The sequence below is a fragment of the Methyloversatilis sp. XJ19-49 genome, from assembly GCF_024580145.1.
GTDB lineage: Bacteria > Pseudomonadota > Gammaproteobacteria > Burkholderiales > Rhodocyclaceae > Methyloversatilis.
Genome location: NZ_JANINI010000005.1, coordinates 16,704 through 33,981, shown reverse-complemented (window position 1 = coordinate 33,981; position 17,278 = coordinate 16,704). Strand labels below are relative to the sequence as shown.

18 protein-coding genes and 1 tRNA gene are annotated in these 17,278 nt (G+C 66.4%); 6 read left to right on the top strand and 13 right to left on the bottom strand.

The genetic code is table 11. The annotated features are described in order from the left end of the window. Positions 1–11: 11 nt before the first annotated feature. Genes NMQ16_RS07505 through ccmI form a run of 4 tightly spaced genes read left to right on the top strand, consistent with a single transcriptional unit; the run spans position 12 to position 3,874 of the window. Positions 12–2,027 carry a heme lyase CcmF/NrfE family subunit gene (locus tag NMQ16_RS07505; protein ID WP_257079917.1) on the top strand — a complete coding sequence of 672 codons (2,016 nt, stop codon included), beginning with the start codon at positions 12–14 and terminating at the stop codon, positions 2,025–2,027. Beyond that, on the top strand, positions 2,024–2,551 hold the full coding sequence (locus NMQ16_RS07500; protein WP_257079916.1) for a DsbE family thiol:disulfide interchange protein: 528 nt from the start codon (positions 2,024–2,026) through the stop codon (positions 2,549–2,551). The genes NMQ16_RS07505 and NMQ16_RS07500 overlap by 4 nt, the downstream gene beginning before the upstream one ends. Position 2,552: 1 nt before the next feature. Continuing rightward, the gene (locus tag NMQ16_RS07495; protein WP_257079915.1) at positions 2,553–3,026 is read left to right on the top strand and encodes a cytochrome c-type biogenesis protein; all 474 of its coding nucleotides are present in this window, start codon (positions 2,553–2,555) and stop codon (positions 3,024–3,026) included. Continuing rightward, the gene (ccmI, locus tag NMQ16_RS07490) at positions 3,023–3,874 is read left to right on the top strand and encodes a c-type cytochrome biogenesis protein CcmI (protein WP_257079914.1); all 852 of its coding nucleotides are present in this window, start codon (positions 3,023–3,025) and stop codon (positions 3,872–3,874) included. The genes NMQ16_RS07495 and ccmI overlap by 4 nt, the downstream gene beginning before the upstream one ends. Before the next feature lie 145 nt (positions 3,875–4,019). Here the strand turns inward: ccmI and NMQ16_RS07485 are convergent, their stop codons facing one another. The 3 genes from NMQ16_RS07485 to NMQ16_RS07475 form a co-directional block, all read right to left on the bottom strand. Further along, the gene (locus tag NMQ16_RS07485) at positions 4,020–4,403 is read right to left on the bottom strand and encodes a hypothetical protein (RefSeq protein ID WP_257079913.1); all 384 of its coding nucleotides are present in this window, start codon (positions 4,401–4,403) and stop codon (positions 4,020–4,022) included. A 62-nt stretch (positions 4,404–4,465) separates the two neighbouring features. Then, positions 4,466–4,954: a hypothetical protein gene (locus tag NMQ16_RS07480; RefSeq protein ID WP_257079912.1), complete on the bottom strand. Its 489-nt coding sequence runs from the start codon at positions 4,952–4,954 to the stop codon at positions 4,466–4,468. Continuing rightward, positions 4,947–6,074, bottom strand: coding sequence for a cupin domain-containing protein (locus NMQ16_RS07475; RefSeq protein WP_257079911.1), 1,128 nt, complete (start codon positions 6,072–6,074; stop codon positions 4,947–4,949). Before NMQ16_RS07475 ends, NMQ16_RS07480 begins: the two co-directional genes overlap by 8 nt. 84 nt (positions 6,075–6,158) lie before the next feature. Here NMQ16_RS07475 and rlmD point away from each other — a divergent pair, with 84 nt between their 5' ends. Then, positions 6,159–7,478 carry a 23S rRNA (uracil(1939)-C(5))-methyltransferase RlmD gene (gene rlmD, locus NMQ16_RS07470; RefSeq protein ID WP_257079910.1) on the top strand — a complete coding sequence of 440 codons (1,320 nt, stop codon included), beginning with the start codon at positions 6,159–6,161 and terminating at the stop codon, positions 7,476–7,478. 70 nt (positions 7,479–7,548) lie between these two features. Here rlmD and NMQ16_RS07465 read toward each other — a convergent pair whose 3' ends face one another. Next, complete coding sequence (locus NMQ16_RS07465) at positions 7,549–8,238, bottom strand: Bax inhibitor-1/YccA family protein (RefSeq protein ID WP_257079909.1); 690 nt, start codon at positions 8,236–8,238, stop codon at positions 7,549–7,551. A 148-nt stretch (positions 8,239–8,386) separates the two neighbouring features. Here NMQ16_RS07465 and NMQ16_RS07460 point away from each other — a divergent pair. Beyond that, positions 8,387–8,474, top strand: a tRNA-Ser gene (locus NMQ16_RS07460). 70 nt (positions 8,475–8,544) lie between these two features. Here NMQ16_RS07460 and NMQ16_RS07455 read toward each other — a convergent pair. Genes NMQ16_RS07455 through NMQ16_RS07415 form a run of 9 tightly spaced genes read right to left on the bottom strand, consistent with a single transcriptional unit; the run spans position 8,545 to position 17,250 of the window. Further along, a complete protein-coding gene (locus NMQ16_RS07455) occupies positions 8,545–10,368 on the bottom strand; it encodes a V-type ATP synthase subunit A (RefSeq protein WP_257079908.1) in 1,824 nt (607 codons plus the stop codon). After that, positions 10,365–11,078 carry a hypothetical protein gene (locus NMQ16_RS07450; protein WP_257079907.1) on the bottom strand — a complete coding sequence of 238 codons (714 nt, stop codon included), beginning with the start codon at positions 11,076–11,078 and terminating at the stop codon, positions 10,365–10,367. The genes NMQ16_RS07455 and NMQ16_RS07450 overlap by 4 nt, the downstream gene beginning before the upstream one ends. Further along, a complete protein-coding gene (locus tag NMQ16_RS07445; protein ID WP_257079906.1) occupies positions 11,075–11,836 on the bottom strand; it encodes a hypothetical protein in 762 nt (253 codons plus the stop codon). The genes NMQ16_RS07450 and NMQ16_RS07445 overlap by 4 nt, the downstream gene beginning before the upstream one ends. Next, on the bottom strand, positions 11,833–12,300 hold the full coding sequence (locus NMQ16_RS07440) for an ATP synthase subunit C (protein ID WP_257079905.1): 468 nt from the start codon (positions 12,298–12,300) through the stop codon (positions 11,833–11,835). Before NMQ16_RS07440 ends, NMQ16_RS07445 begins: the two co-directional genes overlap by 4 nt. Further along, positions 12,279–14,078, bottom strand: coding sequence for a hypothetical protein (locus NMQ16_RS07435; protein WP_257079904.1), 1,800 nt, complete (start codon positions 14,076–14,078; stop codon positions 12,279–12,281). The genes NMQ16_RS07440 and NMQ16_RS07435 overlap by 22 nt, the downstream gene beginning before the upstream one ends. Further along, a complete protein-coding gene (locus tag NMQ16_RS07430) occupies positions 14,075–14,689 on the bottom strand; it encodes a V-type ATP synthase subunit D (protein WP_257080124.1) in 615 nt (204 codons plus the stop codon). Before NMQ16_RS07430 ends, NMQ16_RS07435 begins: the two co-directional genes overlap by 4 nt. A 5-nt stretch (positions 14,690–14,694) precedes the next feature. Beyond that, positions 14,695–16,062 (bottom strand): V-type ATP synthase subunit B, encoded by a 1,368-nt coding sequence (locus tag NMQ16_RS07425; RefSeq protein WP_257079903.1) that lies wholly within the window; start codon positions 16,060–16,062, stop codon positions 14,695–14,697. Continuing rightward, the gene (locus tag NMQ16_RS07420; RefSeq protein WP_257079902.1) at positions 16,049–16,846 is read right to left on the bottom strand and encodes an energy transducer TonB; all 798 of its coding nucleotides are present in this window, start codon (positions 16,844–16,846) and stop codon (positions 16,049–16,051) included. Before NMQ16_RS07420 ends, NMQ16_RS07425 begins: the two co-directional genes overlap by 14 nt. Further along, positions 16,846–17,250 carry a biopolymer transporter ExbD gene (locus tag NMQ16_RS07415; protein ID WP_257079901.1) on the bottom strand — a complete coding sequence of 135 codons (405 nt, stop codon included), beginning with the start codon at positions 17,248–17,250 and terminating at the stop codon, positions 16,846–16,848. The genes NMQ16_RS07420 and NMQ16_RS07415 overlap by 1 nt, the downstream gene beginning before the upstream one ends. Between the last annotated feature and the right edge of the window lie 28 nt (positions 17,251–17,278).

Genomic DNA, 17,278 nt, shown 5'->3' with positions numbered 1-17,278 from the left:
GTTGAGCAAGCATGTATCCCGAATTAGGTAATTTTTCGCTGTCCATCGCGTTGGTACTTTCGCTGCTGCTGGGCATCCTGCCGCTGGTCGGCGCGCAGCGCGGCGACGCACGGCTGATGGCGGCAGCACGCCCGCTGACCCAGGGTGTGTTCGTGTTCGTCGCGTTTGCCTTCGTGTGCCAGATCCAGTCCTTCATCCTGAATGACTTTTCGGTGCTGAACGTCGCCACCAACTCGAATTCCACACTGCCGCTGGAATACCGCATCGCCGCCTCCTGGGGCAGCCACGAAGGCTCGCTGCTGCTGTGGGTGTTCATGCTGGCGGGCTGGGCGCTGGCGGTCAGCGTGTTCTCGCGCCGCCTGCCGCCGGACATGGTGGCGCGCGTTCTCGCCGTGCTCGGCCTGATCACGGTCGGCTTTCTTGCCTTTATGCTGGCCAGTTCGAACCCGTTCGACCGCCTGTTGCCGGCCGCGGTCGATGGTCGCGATCTGAATCCGCTGCTGCAGGATCCGGGCATGATCTTCCATCCGCCGATGCTCTACATGGGCTACGTCGGCTTCTCGGTCGCCTTCGCCTTCGCGATCGCGGCGCTGATCGGCGGTCGCCTCGACGCTGCCTGGGCGCGCTGGTCGAGACCGTGGACCACCGTGGCATGGGTGTTCCTGACGCTGGGGATCGCGCTCGGCAGCTACTGGGCGTATTACGAACTCGGCTGGGGCGGCTGGTGGTTCTGGGACCCGGTCGAAAACGCGTCCTTCATGCCCTGGCTGGTCGGCACGGCGCTGATCCACTCGCTGGCGGTGACCGAAAAGCGCGGCGCCTTCAAGAGCTGGACGGTGCTGCTCGCGATTTCGGCCTTTTCGCTGTCGCTGCTCGGCACCTTCCTCGTGCGCTCCGGCGTGCTGACTTCGGTGCATGCCTTCGCCACCGACCCGGAACGCGGCGTGTTCATCCTCGCGCTGCTGGTGTTCGTCATCGGCACGTCGCTGCTGCTGTTCGCGATACGTGCGCCGTCGGTCGGCCTGGGCGGCGGCTTCGCGCTCATTTCGCGTGAAACCGCGCTGCTCGGCAACAATGTGCTGCTGGCGGTGGCCACGTCGGCAGTGCTGCTGGGCACGCTGTATCCGCTGTTTCTCGATGCGCTCGGCATGGGCAAGATTTCGGTCGGCGCGCCGTATTTCGATGCGGTGTTCGTGCCGCTGATGACGCCGGTCGCCTTCCTGATGGCGATCGGGCCCTTCGTGCGCTGGAAGAAGGACGGCGCACCGGGTCTGGTGACCCGCCTGCGCTGGGCGTTCGCGGTCAGCGTGGTCAGCACGGTCATCATGATGGTCATGTCGGGCGGGTTTTCACCGATGCTCGGTCTGGGCACTTTCATCGTGGTTTGGATCGTCGCCACCAGCGTGCAGCACCTGGTCGAGCGGCTGCGCGGCCGCACCGGTGACGGCAACTGGTTCGCCCGCGCAAGGGCACTGCCCGGCGGCTGGTGGGGCATGTGGTTCGCCCACCTCGGCATTGCAGTCACCATCGTCGGCATCACGCTGGTCAAGGGCTTCGAGCAGAACATCGACCTGAAGATGGCGCCGGGGCAGACGGCGACGCTGGCCGGCTACACCTTCCGTTTCGACGGCGCGTTCGCGCATGAGGGGCCGAACTACGACGCCGCGCGCGGACGCATCGAAATGACGCGGGACGGCCGGTCGGTCGCGATGATGTACCCGGAGAAGCGCATGTACCGCGTGTCTCAGATGCCGATGACCGAAGCGGCGATCGATTCGGGCATCACGCGCGACATCTATGTGTCGATGGGCGAGCCGCTGCCCGACGGCAGCGCATGGATCGTGCGCATCTTCTACAAGCCCTTCATCAACTGGATCTGGGTCGGCGCGCTCATCATGGCCTTCGGTGGTGTGCTTGCGGCGGCCGATCGGCGCTACCGCAAGCTCGCGCAACGTGATGGCAAGCAACCTGCCGAAGCGCCGGCACCCGCAGTGAAACCCGGGCCGGCGCAGGAACAGCACGCATGAGTCGCTATCTGTGGCCGCTCGGCCTGTTCGTCGTGCTGGCCGGCTTCCTGTTTGCCGGATTGTTCTTGAATCCGCGCGAGGTACCCAGCCCGCTGATCGGCCGCGCAGTGCCGGCTTTCAGCGTCGCCCAGCTGGGGGCGCCGGACAAGACCTTCTCGCCGGCCGACATGAAGGGCAAGGTGTGGCTGATGAATGTGTGGGCCTCGTGGTGCGTGTCGTGCCGGCAGGAACACCCGCTGCTTGTCGAACTCGCGAAGACCGGCACGGTCACGATGGTCGGCCTGCACTACAAGGACGAACGCGACGCGGGCCTGAAGTGGCTGGCCGACTACGGCGATCCCTACCTGCTGTCGGCGCATGACCGCGACGGCCGCATCGCGATCGACTTCGGCGTCTATGGCACGCCCGAAACCTTCATCATCGACCGCCAGGGCGTGATCCGCCACAAGCACACCGGGCCGCTGACGCCTGCGCTTCTGCGCGACGACATCCTGCCGCGCATCCGGCAACTCGAGGCCTCCTGACATGCGCCATCTGTTCCTGTCGATCGCGCTGTCGATCTGCGCGCTGCTGCCTGCGCACGCCGAGCAGGCGCCGACGCTGGCCGACGATCCGGCGATCGAGGCGCGCGTGCAGCATCTGGGTGAAGAACTGCGCTGCCTCGTCTGCCAGAACCAGAACATCGCCGATTCGCACGCCGATCTGGCGATGGACCTGAAGAAGCAGGTGCGCGAGCAGATCGCCGCCGGTCGCAGCGACCGCGAAATTCTCGACTACATGGTCGAGCGCTACGGCGACTTCGTGCTGTACCGACCACCGCTCAAGGCCAGCACGGTGCTGCTCTGGGCAGGGCCGTTCGTGCTGCTTGGGGTGGTCGTGCTGCTGCTCGGCCGTCGCCTGCGCCGTCGCACGGTACAGGCGGCTGCCGCCAATACATTGAGTGCCGATGAGCAGCAGCGCGCGCGCGCGCTGCTGGCCGGCGAGGAGAAACAGGTTTGACGCAGTTCTTGATAGGCGCCGGGCTGATGCTCGCCCTGGCGCTCGCTTTCGTGCTCGCCCCGTTGTTGCGCGGGCGTTCCGGCGCAGTCCCCGAAGCGCAGCGTGCGCTGACGCTTGCCATTCACCGCGACGCCCTGGCCGAACTCGACCGCGATCTGGCGGCCGGCCTGATCGACGATGCGCAGTACCGCATTTCCTGCGCGGAGCTGGAGCGTCGGGTACTCGACGAAGCGGGCGCCGCACCGACGTCGGTGCGCAGTTCCGGCCGCTGGGTGGCCATCGTGTCGGCTCTCGCCGTGCCGGTCTTCGCCGTGCCGGTCTATCTTGCGCTCGGCAACCCCGAGGCCGTGGATGCGCCGCGCAGCAGCCCGAGCGAACAGCAGGCCATGGGGCAGGAGGAAATCACCCCGGAGCGCATCAGGGCGATGGTGGAGCAACTCGCCGAGCGCATGAAGAGCGAGCCGGACAACGCCGATGGCTGGCAGATGCTGGCGCGCTCGTACAGCGCCATGGAGCGCTTCGACGAGGCGAGCGCGGCGTATGCGAATCTGGTGAAGATCGTCAGCGGCGACGCGCAGGTATGGACCGACTACGCCGATGTGCTCGCGATGAGCAAGGGCCGACAATTGTCCGGCGAGCCGGAAGCCATGCTGGCGAAGGCGCTGGCCATCGATCCGGACCATCCGAAGGCCCTGGCGCTCGCCGGCAGTGCTGCGATGCAGCGCGGCGACAAGGCGGGTGCGCGCAAGCACTGGGAGCGACTGCTGAAGTTGCTGCCGCCCGAGTCTCCGTTGATCCAGCCGCTGACCGAAAGCCTGCAGGATGCTGCGGAGGTGCCGGCGAACTGAGCTGTCAGGACGGAGCTGTCCTTACGCGCCGATCCGCAAGGATCAGCCCGGATCGTGAATCGCTGCGAGTTCTGAACCCGACATACGAAAAGACAGACGAAAAAAAGCCGGCATCTCGCCGGCTTTTTCATTTCGAAGCGAAGAATTACTTCTTCATTTCTTCAGCAGCAGCCTTTGCAGCATCGGCAGCGGCATCAACGGCTTCGCCGGCAGCCTTGGCAGCTTCGCCAGCGGCGTCGGTTGCGGTGGCGGCTGCGTCGGTTGCGGTGGCTGCAGCATCCGTGGCGGTCGAAGCAGCTGCATCAGCGGCGGCGGCGGCCGGGGCTGCATCAGCAGGTGCAGCGGCAGCGTCAGCCGGGGCAGCGGCCGGAGCGGGTTCGGCAACCGGAGCCGGTGCTTCTTCCGGCTTCGAGCAGGCGGCGAGAGTCAGGGCGAGCAGGGCGGCGGCGAGGAGGGACTGTTTCATTTTGATTTCCTTGGCTGATGGCGACAACAAAAATTCTGTCTGACAAGATCGAACGTGCAGCATCGATCAGCCCAAAATAGTAGCACGGGCATCATGTATCAAGGTGGCGCGCGGGAAACATGACCTTACAGGCCGAACTTTGTTGTGCTGATGCAACATGAACAGGCATCCCACAGTTCGCTGAAGCGCTGCTTGTATCCGGCGTTTTCCAGCGCATCGCCGATCAGCAGCTTGCCGCGGAAATGCTTGCTGTGCGTACGAATCAACAGGCAACCGCCTGCGCTGAGCATGAAGGTTTCAGTCAGGTGGCGCAGGGTGCGCGGGGTCTGCCGGATATGCATCCGGTGTGATTGCGCGGTGCACAAATTCCACAGCCTCGGCATGCGATGCTGAAGCGCGTCGGCGTCATGAAGCACGATGCGCACGGTCATTGCCGGGTCGCGCGTCAGCGCGTCCGACAACTGTGTCACGCGTGGTGAGCTGGCCAGCGCGGTGTCGACCAGATCGACGTCGAAAATGTCGAGGCTGAGTCGGCTGTGTTCGATCTGCTGCACCACTGCAGCCTGGTAGCCCGCGCGGTCGGCGAAGCGCAGCGGCTCGGCAGCATCAGTCACCGTCGGCACCCGGGTACAGGAAGCCGTCGCCATACCAGTCGTGCAGCAGTGCCAGCGTCCCGGCATGGTCAGGCACGACGGCCAGCAGTCGATCTCGAGCGAGCGCTGCGAGCGTCTCGGTGCTGCCTTGCGGCACATCGACCGCCTCGCCATTGATCCAGACATGGCGGCCGCTGCGCAGCAGCTGCGTGCGGGTGTCGAGCCGCACACCGTGCTTCGACACCTTCTGTGCGAAGCGTTTCAGACTCAGCGTGTCGTCGGGCGGGTCGAAGAACACGTGCTGCTTCGGTTCCGACAGGTAGCTGCCGAGGAACTGTTCGACGTCGCTGCGCGACCAGCGGATGGCGCCGAGCATGTCGGCAACATGATCGATCATGGCCGGCGGCAGTCTGGCCGGGTCGTCCTGCAACGCGAGATCCGGGTCGGCGTACATGCCGTCGAGGCGCAGCCGGTCGCGCAGGTGGTCCAGGAAGGCGGTGCCCAGTTCCTGCGCCGACGGGGCGCGGAAACCGATCGAATAGGTGGTGCATTCGCCTTCGGCGACACCGTTGTGCGCGTAGTGCGGCGGCAGGTAGAGCAGGTCGCCGGGTTCGAGCAGCCACTCCTGCTCGGGTACGAAGTCGCGCAGGATGCGCAGCGGTGCGCCATCGACCAGCGTCAGGTCCTTCTGCGCGCTGATCTGCCAGCGTCGCCGGCCACTGCCCTGCAGCAGGAACACGTCGTAGGAATCGAAGTGCGGCCCGACGCCGCCGCCGTCGGTGGCGTAGCTCACCATGACGTCGTCGAGCCGCGCATACGGGATGAACGCGAAGCGCCGCATCAGGGCATCGGCCTGTGGCAGCAACAGATTCAGGCCCTGTACCAGCACTGTCCAGGGCTTCGACTTCGGCCGCTTCAACAGGTGCTTCGGCAGCGGGCCGCGTTCGAGTTGCCAGCCTGAGGCGTCATGCGCGATGAAGCGCGATTCGACGTCTTCGTCGCGCGCCAGATCGAACAGCGCGTCGCGGCTCAGCAGACCGTCGAAGCCGGGGATCGCGCCACGCACCAGCAGCGGCTTCTTCTGCCAGTGGTCGCGCAGGAATGTACGCGGGCTCAACCCGCCGAGCAGTGTCTTGTCCATCGCGCGGATTATCTCCGATGCGCCGGAAAGCGTGCGCGCAGCGGGTAAAATCCTCGTCCGCCCAGAATCATGCAAGGTTGAACCATGCCGGTTGTCCGTATCGAGTCGATGGACCACGAAGGTCGCGGCGTCGCGCACTTCGAAGGCAAGGTGATCTTCGTGGATGGTGCGCTGACGGGCGAGCAGATCGATTTTTCGCCCTATGTCCGCAAGCCGTCGTACGAACTGGCACAGATCAGCCGCATCCTGAAGCACAGTCCGCAGCGCGTGCAGCCGCGCTGCCGTTATTTTGGCACCTGCGGCGGCTGCAGCATGCAGCACCTCGACGTGGTCGCGCAGGCATCGGTCAAGCAGCGCGTGCTGGAAGACGCGCTGTGGCATGTCGGCCGCGTGAAGCCGGAAACAGTATTCACGCCGCTGATAGGCCCCGGCTGGGGTTACCGTTACAGGGCACGCCTGTCGGTGCGTCACGTGTCGCGCAAGGGCGGCGTGCTGGTGGGCTTTCGGGAACGCAAGTCGAGCCATGTGACGAACATGTCGTCGTGCGAGGTGCTGCCGCCACACATGTCGGCACTGCTTTTGCCGCTGCGCGGACTGATAAACGGCTTTTCGATCTGTGATCGAGTGCCGCAGGTCGAGGTGGCAATCGGCGGCGAGGGTGCGCAGCAGATGACGGTGCTGGTGTTTCGCGTGCTCGCGCCGTTGTCGGCGCAAGACGAAACCGCGCTGCGTGCGTTTGCCGACACGCAGCGGGTATCCATCTATGTGCAGCCGGGCGGCCCTGACACGCTGGCGCCGTTCTGGCCGCTGCCGATGCCTGAACTCGCCTATGAGCTGCCGGATTTCGGCGTTCGACTGGCCTTCGCACCGTCGGAATTCACCCAGGTGAATCACGGTATCAACCGCTCGCTGCTGCGTCGCGCCATGTCGATGCTGGCGCCGCAACCGGGCGAACGCATCGCCGACATGTTCTGCGGTCTGGGCAACTTTTCGCTGCCGATTGCGGCGCTCGGCGCCGACGTGGTCGGTATCGAGGGCGCCGAAGCGCTGGTGCAGCGCGCCGCGCGCAACGCCGAAGCGAACGGTCTGGCGTCGCGCGCGAGCTTTCGCGTCGCCAACCTGTTCAAGGCGACACCCGAGAGCCTCGCTGCGCTTGGCCACTTCGACAAGATGCTGATCGATCCGCCGCGCGAAGGCGCTTTCGATCTGGTCAAGGCGCTGCCCCGGGCAGATGCCGCAGGGGCGGTGCAGCGCATCGTTTATGTGTCTTGCAGTCCGGCCACGCTGGCGCGCGACCTGGCCGTGCTGATCAACGACAAGGGTTATCGATTCCGTGGCGCCGGCATTGCCAACATGTTTCCGCAGACTTCGCACGTCGAGTCGATCGCGCTGATCGAGCGCTGATCCGGTCGCGTGCGACGGCAGAAACGAAAAAGGCGGCCACAGCCGCCTCTTTCATTCTGTACAGCCCGGGTCAGTCGCGCTGGCCGGTCAGCGCCATCAGCAGGTGCAGCAGGCTGACGAACATGTTGTACAGGTTCAGATACACCGACAGCGATGCCGACACGTAGTTGGTTTCGCCGCCGCGCACGATGCGCTGTACGTCATAGAGCATCCAGGCTGCCGAGATCATCACGATGCCGCCGGAAATCGCCAGCGAAAGCACCGGCATCTTCAGGAAGATGTTGGCGACGATGGCGAGCAGCAGCACGATCATGCCGACCATCAGGAAGCTGCCCATGTTCGAGAAGTCGCGCTTCGTCGTGCTGGCGATCGACGCCAGTGTGAAGAAGGTGACTGCCGTGCCGCCGGCCGCCATTGCAATCAGCGATCCACCGTTCGAAAAGCCCAGCGCGACCTGAAGGATGCGGCTCAGCATCAGGCCCATGAAGAAGGTGAAGCCGAGCAGCAGGGCGACGCCCAGCCCGCTGTTCTTGTTCTTCTCTATCGCCCACATGAAGCCCCACGCGACGCCCATGAACAATGCGAACGCGATGAACGGGCTACCCGCCATGAACGAGAAGTTCATCTGGATGCCCACGACGGCGCCGAGCAGTGTCGGAACCATCGACGCGGCCAGCATCATGTAGGTGTTGCGCAGTACGCGATTCTGTCCGGCACTTGCGGTGCCGGCAGTCTGTATGGTCTGGAATTGCGGTTGCATGGCGTAACCCCGAAGGATGATTAACACACTAAAGACTATCGCACAGGTCGTTAAGTTTCAACGCATTGGACGCGTGTTAATATCCGGCCCCGGACAAAAACCGGGTGCTGCACGCCGGATACCCGGTGTTCATCGCGAGCAGATCAGCGGAAGCTTGGCAGAGTGGTCGATTGCACCGGTCTTGAAAACCGGCATACCGCAAGGTATCCAGGGTTCGAATCCCTGAGCTTCCGCCAGCCTTGGGCAGACGCCGCCCGAAAGATGCTGCTCCGGTAAGGGTCCGGTGTCCGCCGGAAAGGTTCAGCTTCACTCTCGGGAAGCAGTCTGCTGCGGAGCGAGCAATATCCTGACAGCTTGCAGGCACTGCAGGAAGGCGCCCGATCCGGTCGCCGCGCAGTTCAGGTCGCGCAGCAGCGCAGTCAGATTCAGAAACCACTCCCGTAGCGCCTCGCGTCCGGCCACTTCCGGCTGCACATCGATCACTTCTGCCAGCAGCACCAGCATTTCGCGCTGACGCGCGAGTGGCGTGCTGACATCGACCGGATCGAAGGCGTCCTGCTGCAGATAGATGTTGTCGATCAGTTCCGCGCGTTGCCACAGCAGGTAGTCGTCTTCGGTGATGCCTTCCTCGCCTGTCACCTGCACCATCTGCGCGACGCGCTGCGCGTCGCGCAGCAGGCCGCCCAGCCGCTCGACGATGAGCGGCCACTCGGGCCCCAGTTCCGATTCCTGCCAGGCCCGCAATTGCTGGTGATAGCGCGACCAGCTGCGCAGCGGATCGATGGCCGGATAGCAGCGTCGATAAGCGCGTTCCGCGGTCAGACCGAGGAAGGTCTTGACCGAGGCCAGCGTGGCTTGGGTGACCGGTTCTTCGAGATTGCCGCCGGCCGGCGATACGGTGCCGATCAACGTCAGGCTGCCGGCTGTGCCATCGCGCCGCCTGATGATGCCGGCACGCTCGTAGAGCGCCCGGATCGATGAGTCGAGGTAGCCCGGATAGGCCTCCTCGCCCGGAATCTCTTCCATGCGGCCGGATGTTTCGCGCATGGCCTGCGCCCAGCGCGAGGTCGAATCGGCGATGACCAGCACGTCGTAACCCATGTGCCGGTAGTACTCGCCCATCGTCACGCCGGTGTAGATCGACGATTCGCGCGCCGCCACCGGCATCGCTGAGGTGTTGCAGACGATGACGGTGCGGTCCATCAGCGAACCGCCGGTGCGCGGATCCTGCAGCTGCGGAAACTCGGTCAGCGTCTCGACCACCTCACCCGCGCGCTCCCCGCAGGCGACGATGATGACGACGTCGACCGCGGCAAAGCGCGCGATCAGATTCTGCAGCACGGTCTTGCCGGCGCCGAACGGGCCGGGGATGCAGGCCGTGCCACCCCGCGCGATCGGGAAGAAGCTGTCTATCAGTCGTATCGTGGTCAGCAGCGGTGCGTGCGGAAAGAGTTGTTCGGCCCAGCGCCTGCGCAGAAGGCGCTGCGGCAGCGGGCGCCGCACAGGCCAGCGCTGTGCCAGATGCAGCGCACGCGCGCTGCCGTCGGTGCGCCGGATTTCGCCGATCACGGCATGCACGTCGCAACGGCCGCTTTCGAGCCAGCCGAGCTGCACCGGACCGGCTTCATCGAAGGGCACGCAGATGTCGTGCCGCAGCCGGCCTTCCATGACGTGACCGAGCACATCGCCTGGCCAGAGCCGGACGCCCTCGCGCACCACCGGCTCGAACGACCACGTCCGGTCCGGCAGCGGCGGGGCCGCATGACCCCGTGGCAGGAACACGCCATGTTCCGCGGCCAGCGCATCGAGCGGGTTCTGCAGTCCGTCGAAAACCTGGGTCAGCAATCCCGGTCCGAGCGTGACCGACAGCAGTTCGCCGCTCAGTTCCACCGTGTCGCCGACGCGAACCCCCCGGGTGTCCTCGAAGACCTGCATGTCGGCCAGACGTCCGCGCACGCGCAGTACCTCGGCCTTGAGCCGGGCGCGCCCGGTGCATACATGTCCGACCTCGTTTCGGGCGACCGGTCCGTCGTCAAGTTGCACGGTGACCAGATTCGGCCGCACTGCGGTCACGGTGGCACGAGCGCGTTGCGCCGTGGTTTTCGGTGTGGCCGGGGTGGCGCGGTTCATGCGTCCTCACCCACCGCAAATCCGGTCGGGCAGGCCAAGGCGACCAGTGCTTCCAGTCGTCTGCGGGCACCCTCGGCATCGTGACGCAGCCAGTCGTGAAGTACATCCCAGTGCAGGTGATAGGCCAGCACACCCGCATAGCCGTTCGGCTGCCGGCGGCGCAGTTTGCTCGCACCGTCCCAGTCGAGCCGGGCGCTCAGGCGCTGCAGCTCGAGTGCATCGCCGCCTTCCATCAGTTCGCGCGCACGGACCAGCCAGGGCTGCCGGTAGGCCAGGCCGAAATGCGCTTCGTGCCAGCAACGCCGCACCTTGTCCATCCAGGGGCCGTAGCCCCAGCGCTCGCGACGGCCAGGGGCGGGCAGCCCGGCGCGGCGGCGGCGCAGCGCTGCCAGCAAGCTGCGCCGGGACATCATGTCGCCGATCAACTCGCGTACCTGCGCATCCGGTTCCCCGGCCTGCCAGCGGTCGATGCTTGCGCACCAGTCCGCCATGGCGGCGGCCTCATCGTCCGAGCGGCGCTGCCAGGACAGCAGTTCGCGCACCTTTTGCAGGCGGTCAAGATCGGCTGCGTCGAGCAGTCGCATCCGCGATTCCAGCCGTTCGGGGCCGATGGGAAGGCGCTTCGTGCGTTCGAAGTGGGGCAGATGGGGCAGGCTGGCCGCAAGCATCACATAGCGAGGGGACGATGCGCTTCGCAGCAGGTCGATCATGTTCCGGGCTCCTGTCGCGTGACAGCGGTGCGGGTCGCGTCGTCCGGCGTGCCCGGTCCCCCGGCCTGCGGGTTGGCATGCACGACCGGACCGCCGTCGAGGTGTCGGCGCACCTTGGGCAGCAAGTGTTCCAGCAGCAGCGCGCTGAGTGCTTCGTCGGTGACATGCACTTCCATGTCGCCGGCCACCATGCAGATGCGCAGCCCGCTGCCTTGAGCGGCCGGCAGCAGCTCCAGCCCTTCTGACAGCAGCCGGGCCTCGCCGTCCCGTGCCAGGGCTTCCAGGTCGGCTTCGCTCGGCATGCTCATGGTTTGCGGGGTCCGGTCCGACGGCTGCGCGGGGTCCGGGAACATCGGTTGCACAAGGGCAATCAGCAGTCGGCGCAACAGTTCCGGATCGGCCAGTTCTGTCTGTACGTGGCGTTGCAGCCGCTCGCCGAACTGTTGCAGGAAATCCTCCTTCAGTCTCAGCACGCTGTCGCGGAAGGCGAGCCGGATGGCACCGAGCGATGCCTCCTGCTCGATGCGGATGCGCTCGCGTGCCGCCTCCAGCAGCCCTTCGGCTTCTGCGCGGGCGCCCGCGCGGAGTGCGTCGATCTCGGCCTGTGCCTGGGCAATGAACTGCTGCGCCTGCTGGCGACCGGCATCGATGCCTTCAGTGCGCAGGCGCTCGATCAGCGATTCAATGCCATGCCCCATCGGCGGGCCGGCAGTGCTGTCTTCCTGCGGTGTCGTGTTCATCATCTGTGCGTCCTTCATTTCGGAATGCCGGCGCCCAGCAGCAATGCGAATGCGAAGCCGAACACTGCAAAGCCTTCCACGATTGCTGCCGGTGCCACCGCCAGACCGAGAATTTCCGGCTTGTTCTTGGTGGCGTCGATTGCCGCCGCGGCGCAACTGCCCTGGTAGGTGGCCGACGCCAGCTGTATCAGACCGGCCAGCACGCCCAGCGCAAAGAGCAAGCCGGCGTTCGATGCCGTCACATCGCGATTGAGCGCCAGCATGATGACGATGCCGTAGATGGTCTGTGACGCCGGCATCGCCGCCACGCCGACGAAGCGGCCGTGACCGGATTCGGTTTCCAGCATGGCGCCGCAGGCGGCCTGACCGGCCCGTGCGCAGCCGACGATGCTGCCCAGCGCGCCGAGGGCCAGAGGTGCGTAGATGCCGGCCATGCCGAGCAGTTGGGTGAGGGTGTCATTCATCGCGATCGATGCATCCATGGCGGGGCGTCCTTCAGTTTGAAAGGCTTGAACGGGCGACCTTCTTCGACGCCGCTCCAGTTCAGGAACTCGATGAAATTCAGGCGCAGCCCGTGCACCAGGCCGCCGGCGATGCCCAGCACGAGGTTGAGGGTGTGGCCCAGCAGCAGCAGCAGCCCGGCCAGCAGCACGCCGAAGCCGGGTACGCCATGCAGGGTCTGGCGCGCCAGATCGTTGAAGGCCGTGGCCAACGATGCGCCGGCAAAGCCGAGTGCGAACAGCCGCAGATAGCTCAGCGTGTCGCCGAGCGCAGCGGGCAGCCTCATCAGCCCGGCCAGCAGTGCGGCAGCGCGTCCGCCGAGCCCCCGGCCCTGCATCACGGCGGCGGTGAGTGCGGCGAGCAGTCCGGCCCCCAGCAGGCTCTGCCCGGTCCAGCGCAGTCCGTCGCCCCAGCCCTGATCGATACTGAATCCGGCCAGTCCGCCGCCCGCCAGCACGGCGCTCCAGCCGGCTGCCGCGATGCGCGACCAGCCCCGTGCGAGGCGGGCCTGCGCCAGACTGGCCAGCGTCAGATGCAGGACGCCGATAAGCAGCGACAGCCTCATCATCAGCCTGAAATCAGTGCCGTCGAGCAGCCGCAGCGCGGCCATTGGATGAGAGGCCGGCAACGCGGAGCCGAACCAGGTGCCGGTGCCCAGACCCCATGCGCCGGTCGAGGCGGCCAGCAGCCACGCCAGCGGCCAGACGCCGGCTGCGCCCGGCGCCTCGCCCGCCGCCGGTCGGCGCCTCAGGCGCAGGGCCAGCAGCACGAACAGCATCACCAGCGCATAGCCGGCGTCTGCCATCACCATGCCGAAGAACACCACGAAGGAGACCAGCACCCAGGTCGAGGGATCCCAGCTCCGGTAGCCCGGTGTCAGGAAGATGCCGAGCAGGTTCTGGCCGCTTCGAGCGATGCCGCTGTTGTCGAGCCAGGTTGGCGGCAGCTCGGCCGGTGGCGCCCGGTGCGTCACCATCGCCAGTCCGATGCGCCCGGCCATCGCCTGCAGGTCAGGCAGTGCGGCGGCAGGTGCCCAGGCGCTGAGCGCGAACAGCCCGTCGACCTCCCGGGTCAGCCCGGCCGCGCGCTTGCGTTCGGCCTGGTCTTCCAGCCGGGTGAGGCTGTGCGCCAGCGCGTCGCACCAGCGCGTCAGCGCTATGCGTTCGGCCAGCAGGTCGTCGTGCTCGGCGTCCAGGTCGTGCAGCCGGTGTTGCAGTGCGTGCAGTGCCACGCTGCCGGTGTGCTCGCGCGGCACCGGCATGTCGTGTGGCTCGTCGGGGTGCACGACGGCCACCCAGCAGTTGCGCTGATCGTGCGCGACCACTTTCCACGCGGTCAGATACTCCGGCATCTGTGCGAGCCGCCAGTGCGGCAGCACGTAGAACCACAGCCGCAGACCGCGCGCGAGCAGATCGGGGTCGAGCGGATAGTCGCCCCACGGGGCGAGCACACGCAGGCGCTTGATCAGCGTGCGTTTTTCCTCATCGAGCGCACGCAGTCGAGCCTCGATGCGCAGGGCAGCGGCCTCCACCGCTTCCGCATCGAAGCGCTCGGCACTGTGCGCGGCATGGCGACGCACTGGCGAAGCGAGCAGGAAGGCCAGTGCCCGGCGCGCCTGCGGACGGTCGGCGACGACGTCCTCCCGGCGGTCCAGTGGCTCGATGTGCAGGCAGCCCAGTTCCTGTGCCTGCAGCAGCGTCGCGTCCTTCGCGTGCGTCGGCCCGAACAGGGTCAGCCGGATGACCGGAGCGATGCTCACGGGCGCTGCTCCGTGCGTTGCGCCTCGGGCTGCGTTCGCCGGTGCAGCAGCGCACGCGCCTGTTTGGCCTGCACGATGGCCGTGCGCTCGCCATCGGCGAGGAAGACGCGGATGGCCCGGATGCGGTCGCGGGCGCGCGGAATCAGCACCCGCTCGAACAGATTCACCTTCTGCAGCGCGTGCCGGACGCCGGCTTCCAGGACCTGCACGCGCTTCGAGCGCAGGCCTCTTTCCACTTGCAGGCCGACCAGTTCCCGCACCGCATCGGCCACTTCGTCGCTCCAGGCCGGAAGTCCGGTGAGGGTCTGGCGCGACAGCTCCCATGAAGGCGTGACCAGCGCCGGCATTCGCAGCCCGAGCAGCCGCTCTTCCGCGTGCTCGAGTCCTGCATGCCAGATGCCATCGAACGGCAGTTCGTCCAGCGCGAGCATGGGAAGCCGCGTGGCGTGATGCGTCAGCACCGACTCGAAGCGGGCCGCCGCCTCGTCGAGCAGCCTGCGCTCTGCGGCCAGCATCATCGCCAGCTGCCTGCGCTTGAGGTCGAGCGAGGGCAGCACGCGGGCATAGGTGTCCAGTTCGTGCCGGCAGCGCGCCAGTGCGCCCTTGTTCATTGCCGTCACGGGCCGGCCTCCGGATGCGGGAAGTAGCGCTGAACCAGCGACGGGCGAATCGGCAGCTCACCGGGCCGGAAGCACTCGGCCATGCTCTGCCAGCATGCGTCGAGCGCAGCCTCCAGCGGCATGGACACGTCGATGGCCATGAAGCGGCTGCGGAAGAGCATGCCGAAGTGCAGCAGTCGCCGGTCGAAGTCCGACAGGTCGAAGGCCATGGCCTGCTTGCGCGCCGCTTCCTCCGCCTGTGCATACAGCCGGATCATGGCGTTCATGACCTGGCCGTGATCTTCGCGCGTGCTGCTGCCGATCACCCGCTGCTTCAGGCGCGAAAGCGAGCCGAAGGGATCGATCATGCCGTCGTGCAGGTAGAACTGCCCTTCGGTGATGTAGCCCGTGTTGTCCGGCACCGGGTGCGTGATGTCGTTGCCGGGAATCGTGGTGACGGTGAGTACGGTGACCGAACCGCCATCCAGGAACTGGCAGGCGCGCTCGTAGCGCTGGGCGAGCTGGGTGTAGAGGTCGCCCATATAGCCGCGGTTGGCCGGAATGCGCTCCAGCGTGATGCCTTCCTCCTTCAGCGCATCGGCCCAGGCGGTCATGTCGGTCAGCAGCACCAGCACGCGCTGCCCTTCCTCCACCGCGAAGCGCTCGGCCACGGCGAGCGCCAGATCGGGCACGGGCAGTCGCTCGGTGACCGGGTCACCGGCCAGCGCCACGAACATCACGGTGCGGTGGAAAACACCCTGGTCCTCGAAGCTGCGGCGGAAAAAATGGAAGTCGTCGAACACCAGACCGATGCCGCCGAACACCACCACATCGGCGTCGGCCTGGAAGCCGATGCGCGCCAGCAGTGCGTTGTAGGGTTCGCCGGCGATGGAGAACACCGGAATCTTCTGGCTCTCAACCAGGCAGTTGAACACGTCGATCATCGGGATGTCGGTGCGGATCATGTTCTGCGGCAGGCGTCGTCGCACCGGATTGATCTGCGCACCATCGACCGGCACGCGGCGCTCCCCGGTGAGTTCAGGCCCGCCGTCGCGCGGCAGTCCGGTGCCGTCGAACACCCGGCCAAGAAGGCTGGTGGAACACACGGTGTCCAGCGGCCGGCCGAGGAAACGCACGTCGGCGTGGGAAGACAGTCCCTTGCCGCCGCCGAGCACCTGCAGCGTCACCAGATCGCCGTCGAGCTCGATGGCGCGTGCAAGCAGCCTTTCGCCATCCTCATTGTCTATCCGCGCAAGTTCTCCGAGCGCCACACCGCGCGCGCGCACGCGAGCCGTGTCGCCGACGATGTCGATCAGTCGGGTATGACGGGCCAGCGGGTGGGAGGCCGGTACCGGCCCGGTACTGCGGGCGTCAGCGGAGCGCATTCAGATCCCTCGACGCGACGCGATAGCTCAGCGGTTGCGGCAGGCCTGCAGGCGGCTCGGGTAGCAACGGCATGTCCGCGAACGACTGTCTGAGCGTCGAGTCGATGTCGGCGTAGCCGCTGCCGCGCTGGAGTTCCACCCGCTCGATGCGGCCGTGCGCATCGATCCAGAGCAGCACCACGCTCACATAGTCGCGTCCGCGCAGCGCGGAGCGTGCCATCAGCTCACTCTGCAGCCGCTGTCCGATCAGACCGCCGTAATTGCGGAAATTGAACTGCTGTGCAGTTGTCGGGCGATTTCCGGATGCCGGCCGTCCAGCGCCCCCCGAGGCAGCGCCCAGTGTGGTGATGTCCTGACCGCCCCGCTTGCCGACCAGGCCGAAGCCATCGCCCGCGCCTTCGCCGTCGGTGTCGACGCCCAGATGGTCATCGGGCTGCTGGCTCGGCGAAGGGTCGGGGATGGGTTGCGACTGCACGTCCACATCATTTTTCTGCACCTGCACTTCGGGCGGCTTTTCGAGCGGCTTGGGCGGCAGCGGTTTCGGGGCGTGGATGAGGGTGATGCGCTGCACACGGCTGCGCGGGTGGGCACCCGCATCGAGAAGCTGGCTGCGGGCGAGATAAGCCGTGGCAAGCACCAGCAGCACGGCGACCAGACGCCACAGGAGGGTCTGGCGCCGGGCGGCGGCTTCGGCCTGGCGCCGGCTGCGGCCGGGGACGAGACGCGCGGCGTGCGAGGTCGACTGCTCCGGGAAGGTGGCAGCACCGGAAGCGCGGGTTGTCATCACTTCACGAGCCGGTCGGTGACCAGGCCGAGTTGCGTGATCTGCAGGCGCTTCATCACGTCAAGCACCTCGATCACCTTGTAGTACTGGATGCTGGCATCGCCCTTCACCACCACGGGCAGGCTGGGGTCGGCCGCCTTGAACTGGCGCAGACGCATTTCGAGTTCGCCCACGCTGACCAGCGCGGTGTCGAGATAGATGCGGCCATCCGACGTGATCGTGACCGCCTTGGTCTTGGGCTTGCTCATGCTCGGTGCAGCGCTGGCGCGCGGCAGGTCGACCATGATGCCCTGCACCGTGGCAGTGGCCATGATGATGAACACGATGAGCAGATTCCACGCCAGATCCATCAGCGGCGTCAGGTTCACATCATCGTAAAGCTTGTATTCGGTGCGCATTCTCATGACTGTCTCGCATGCATGATCTGTCGGG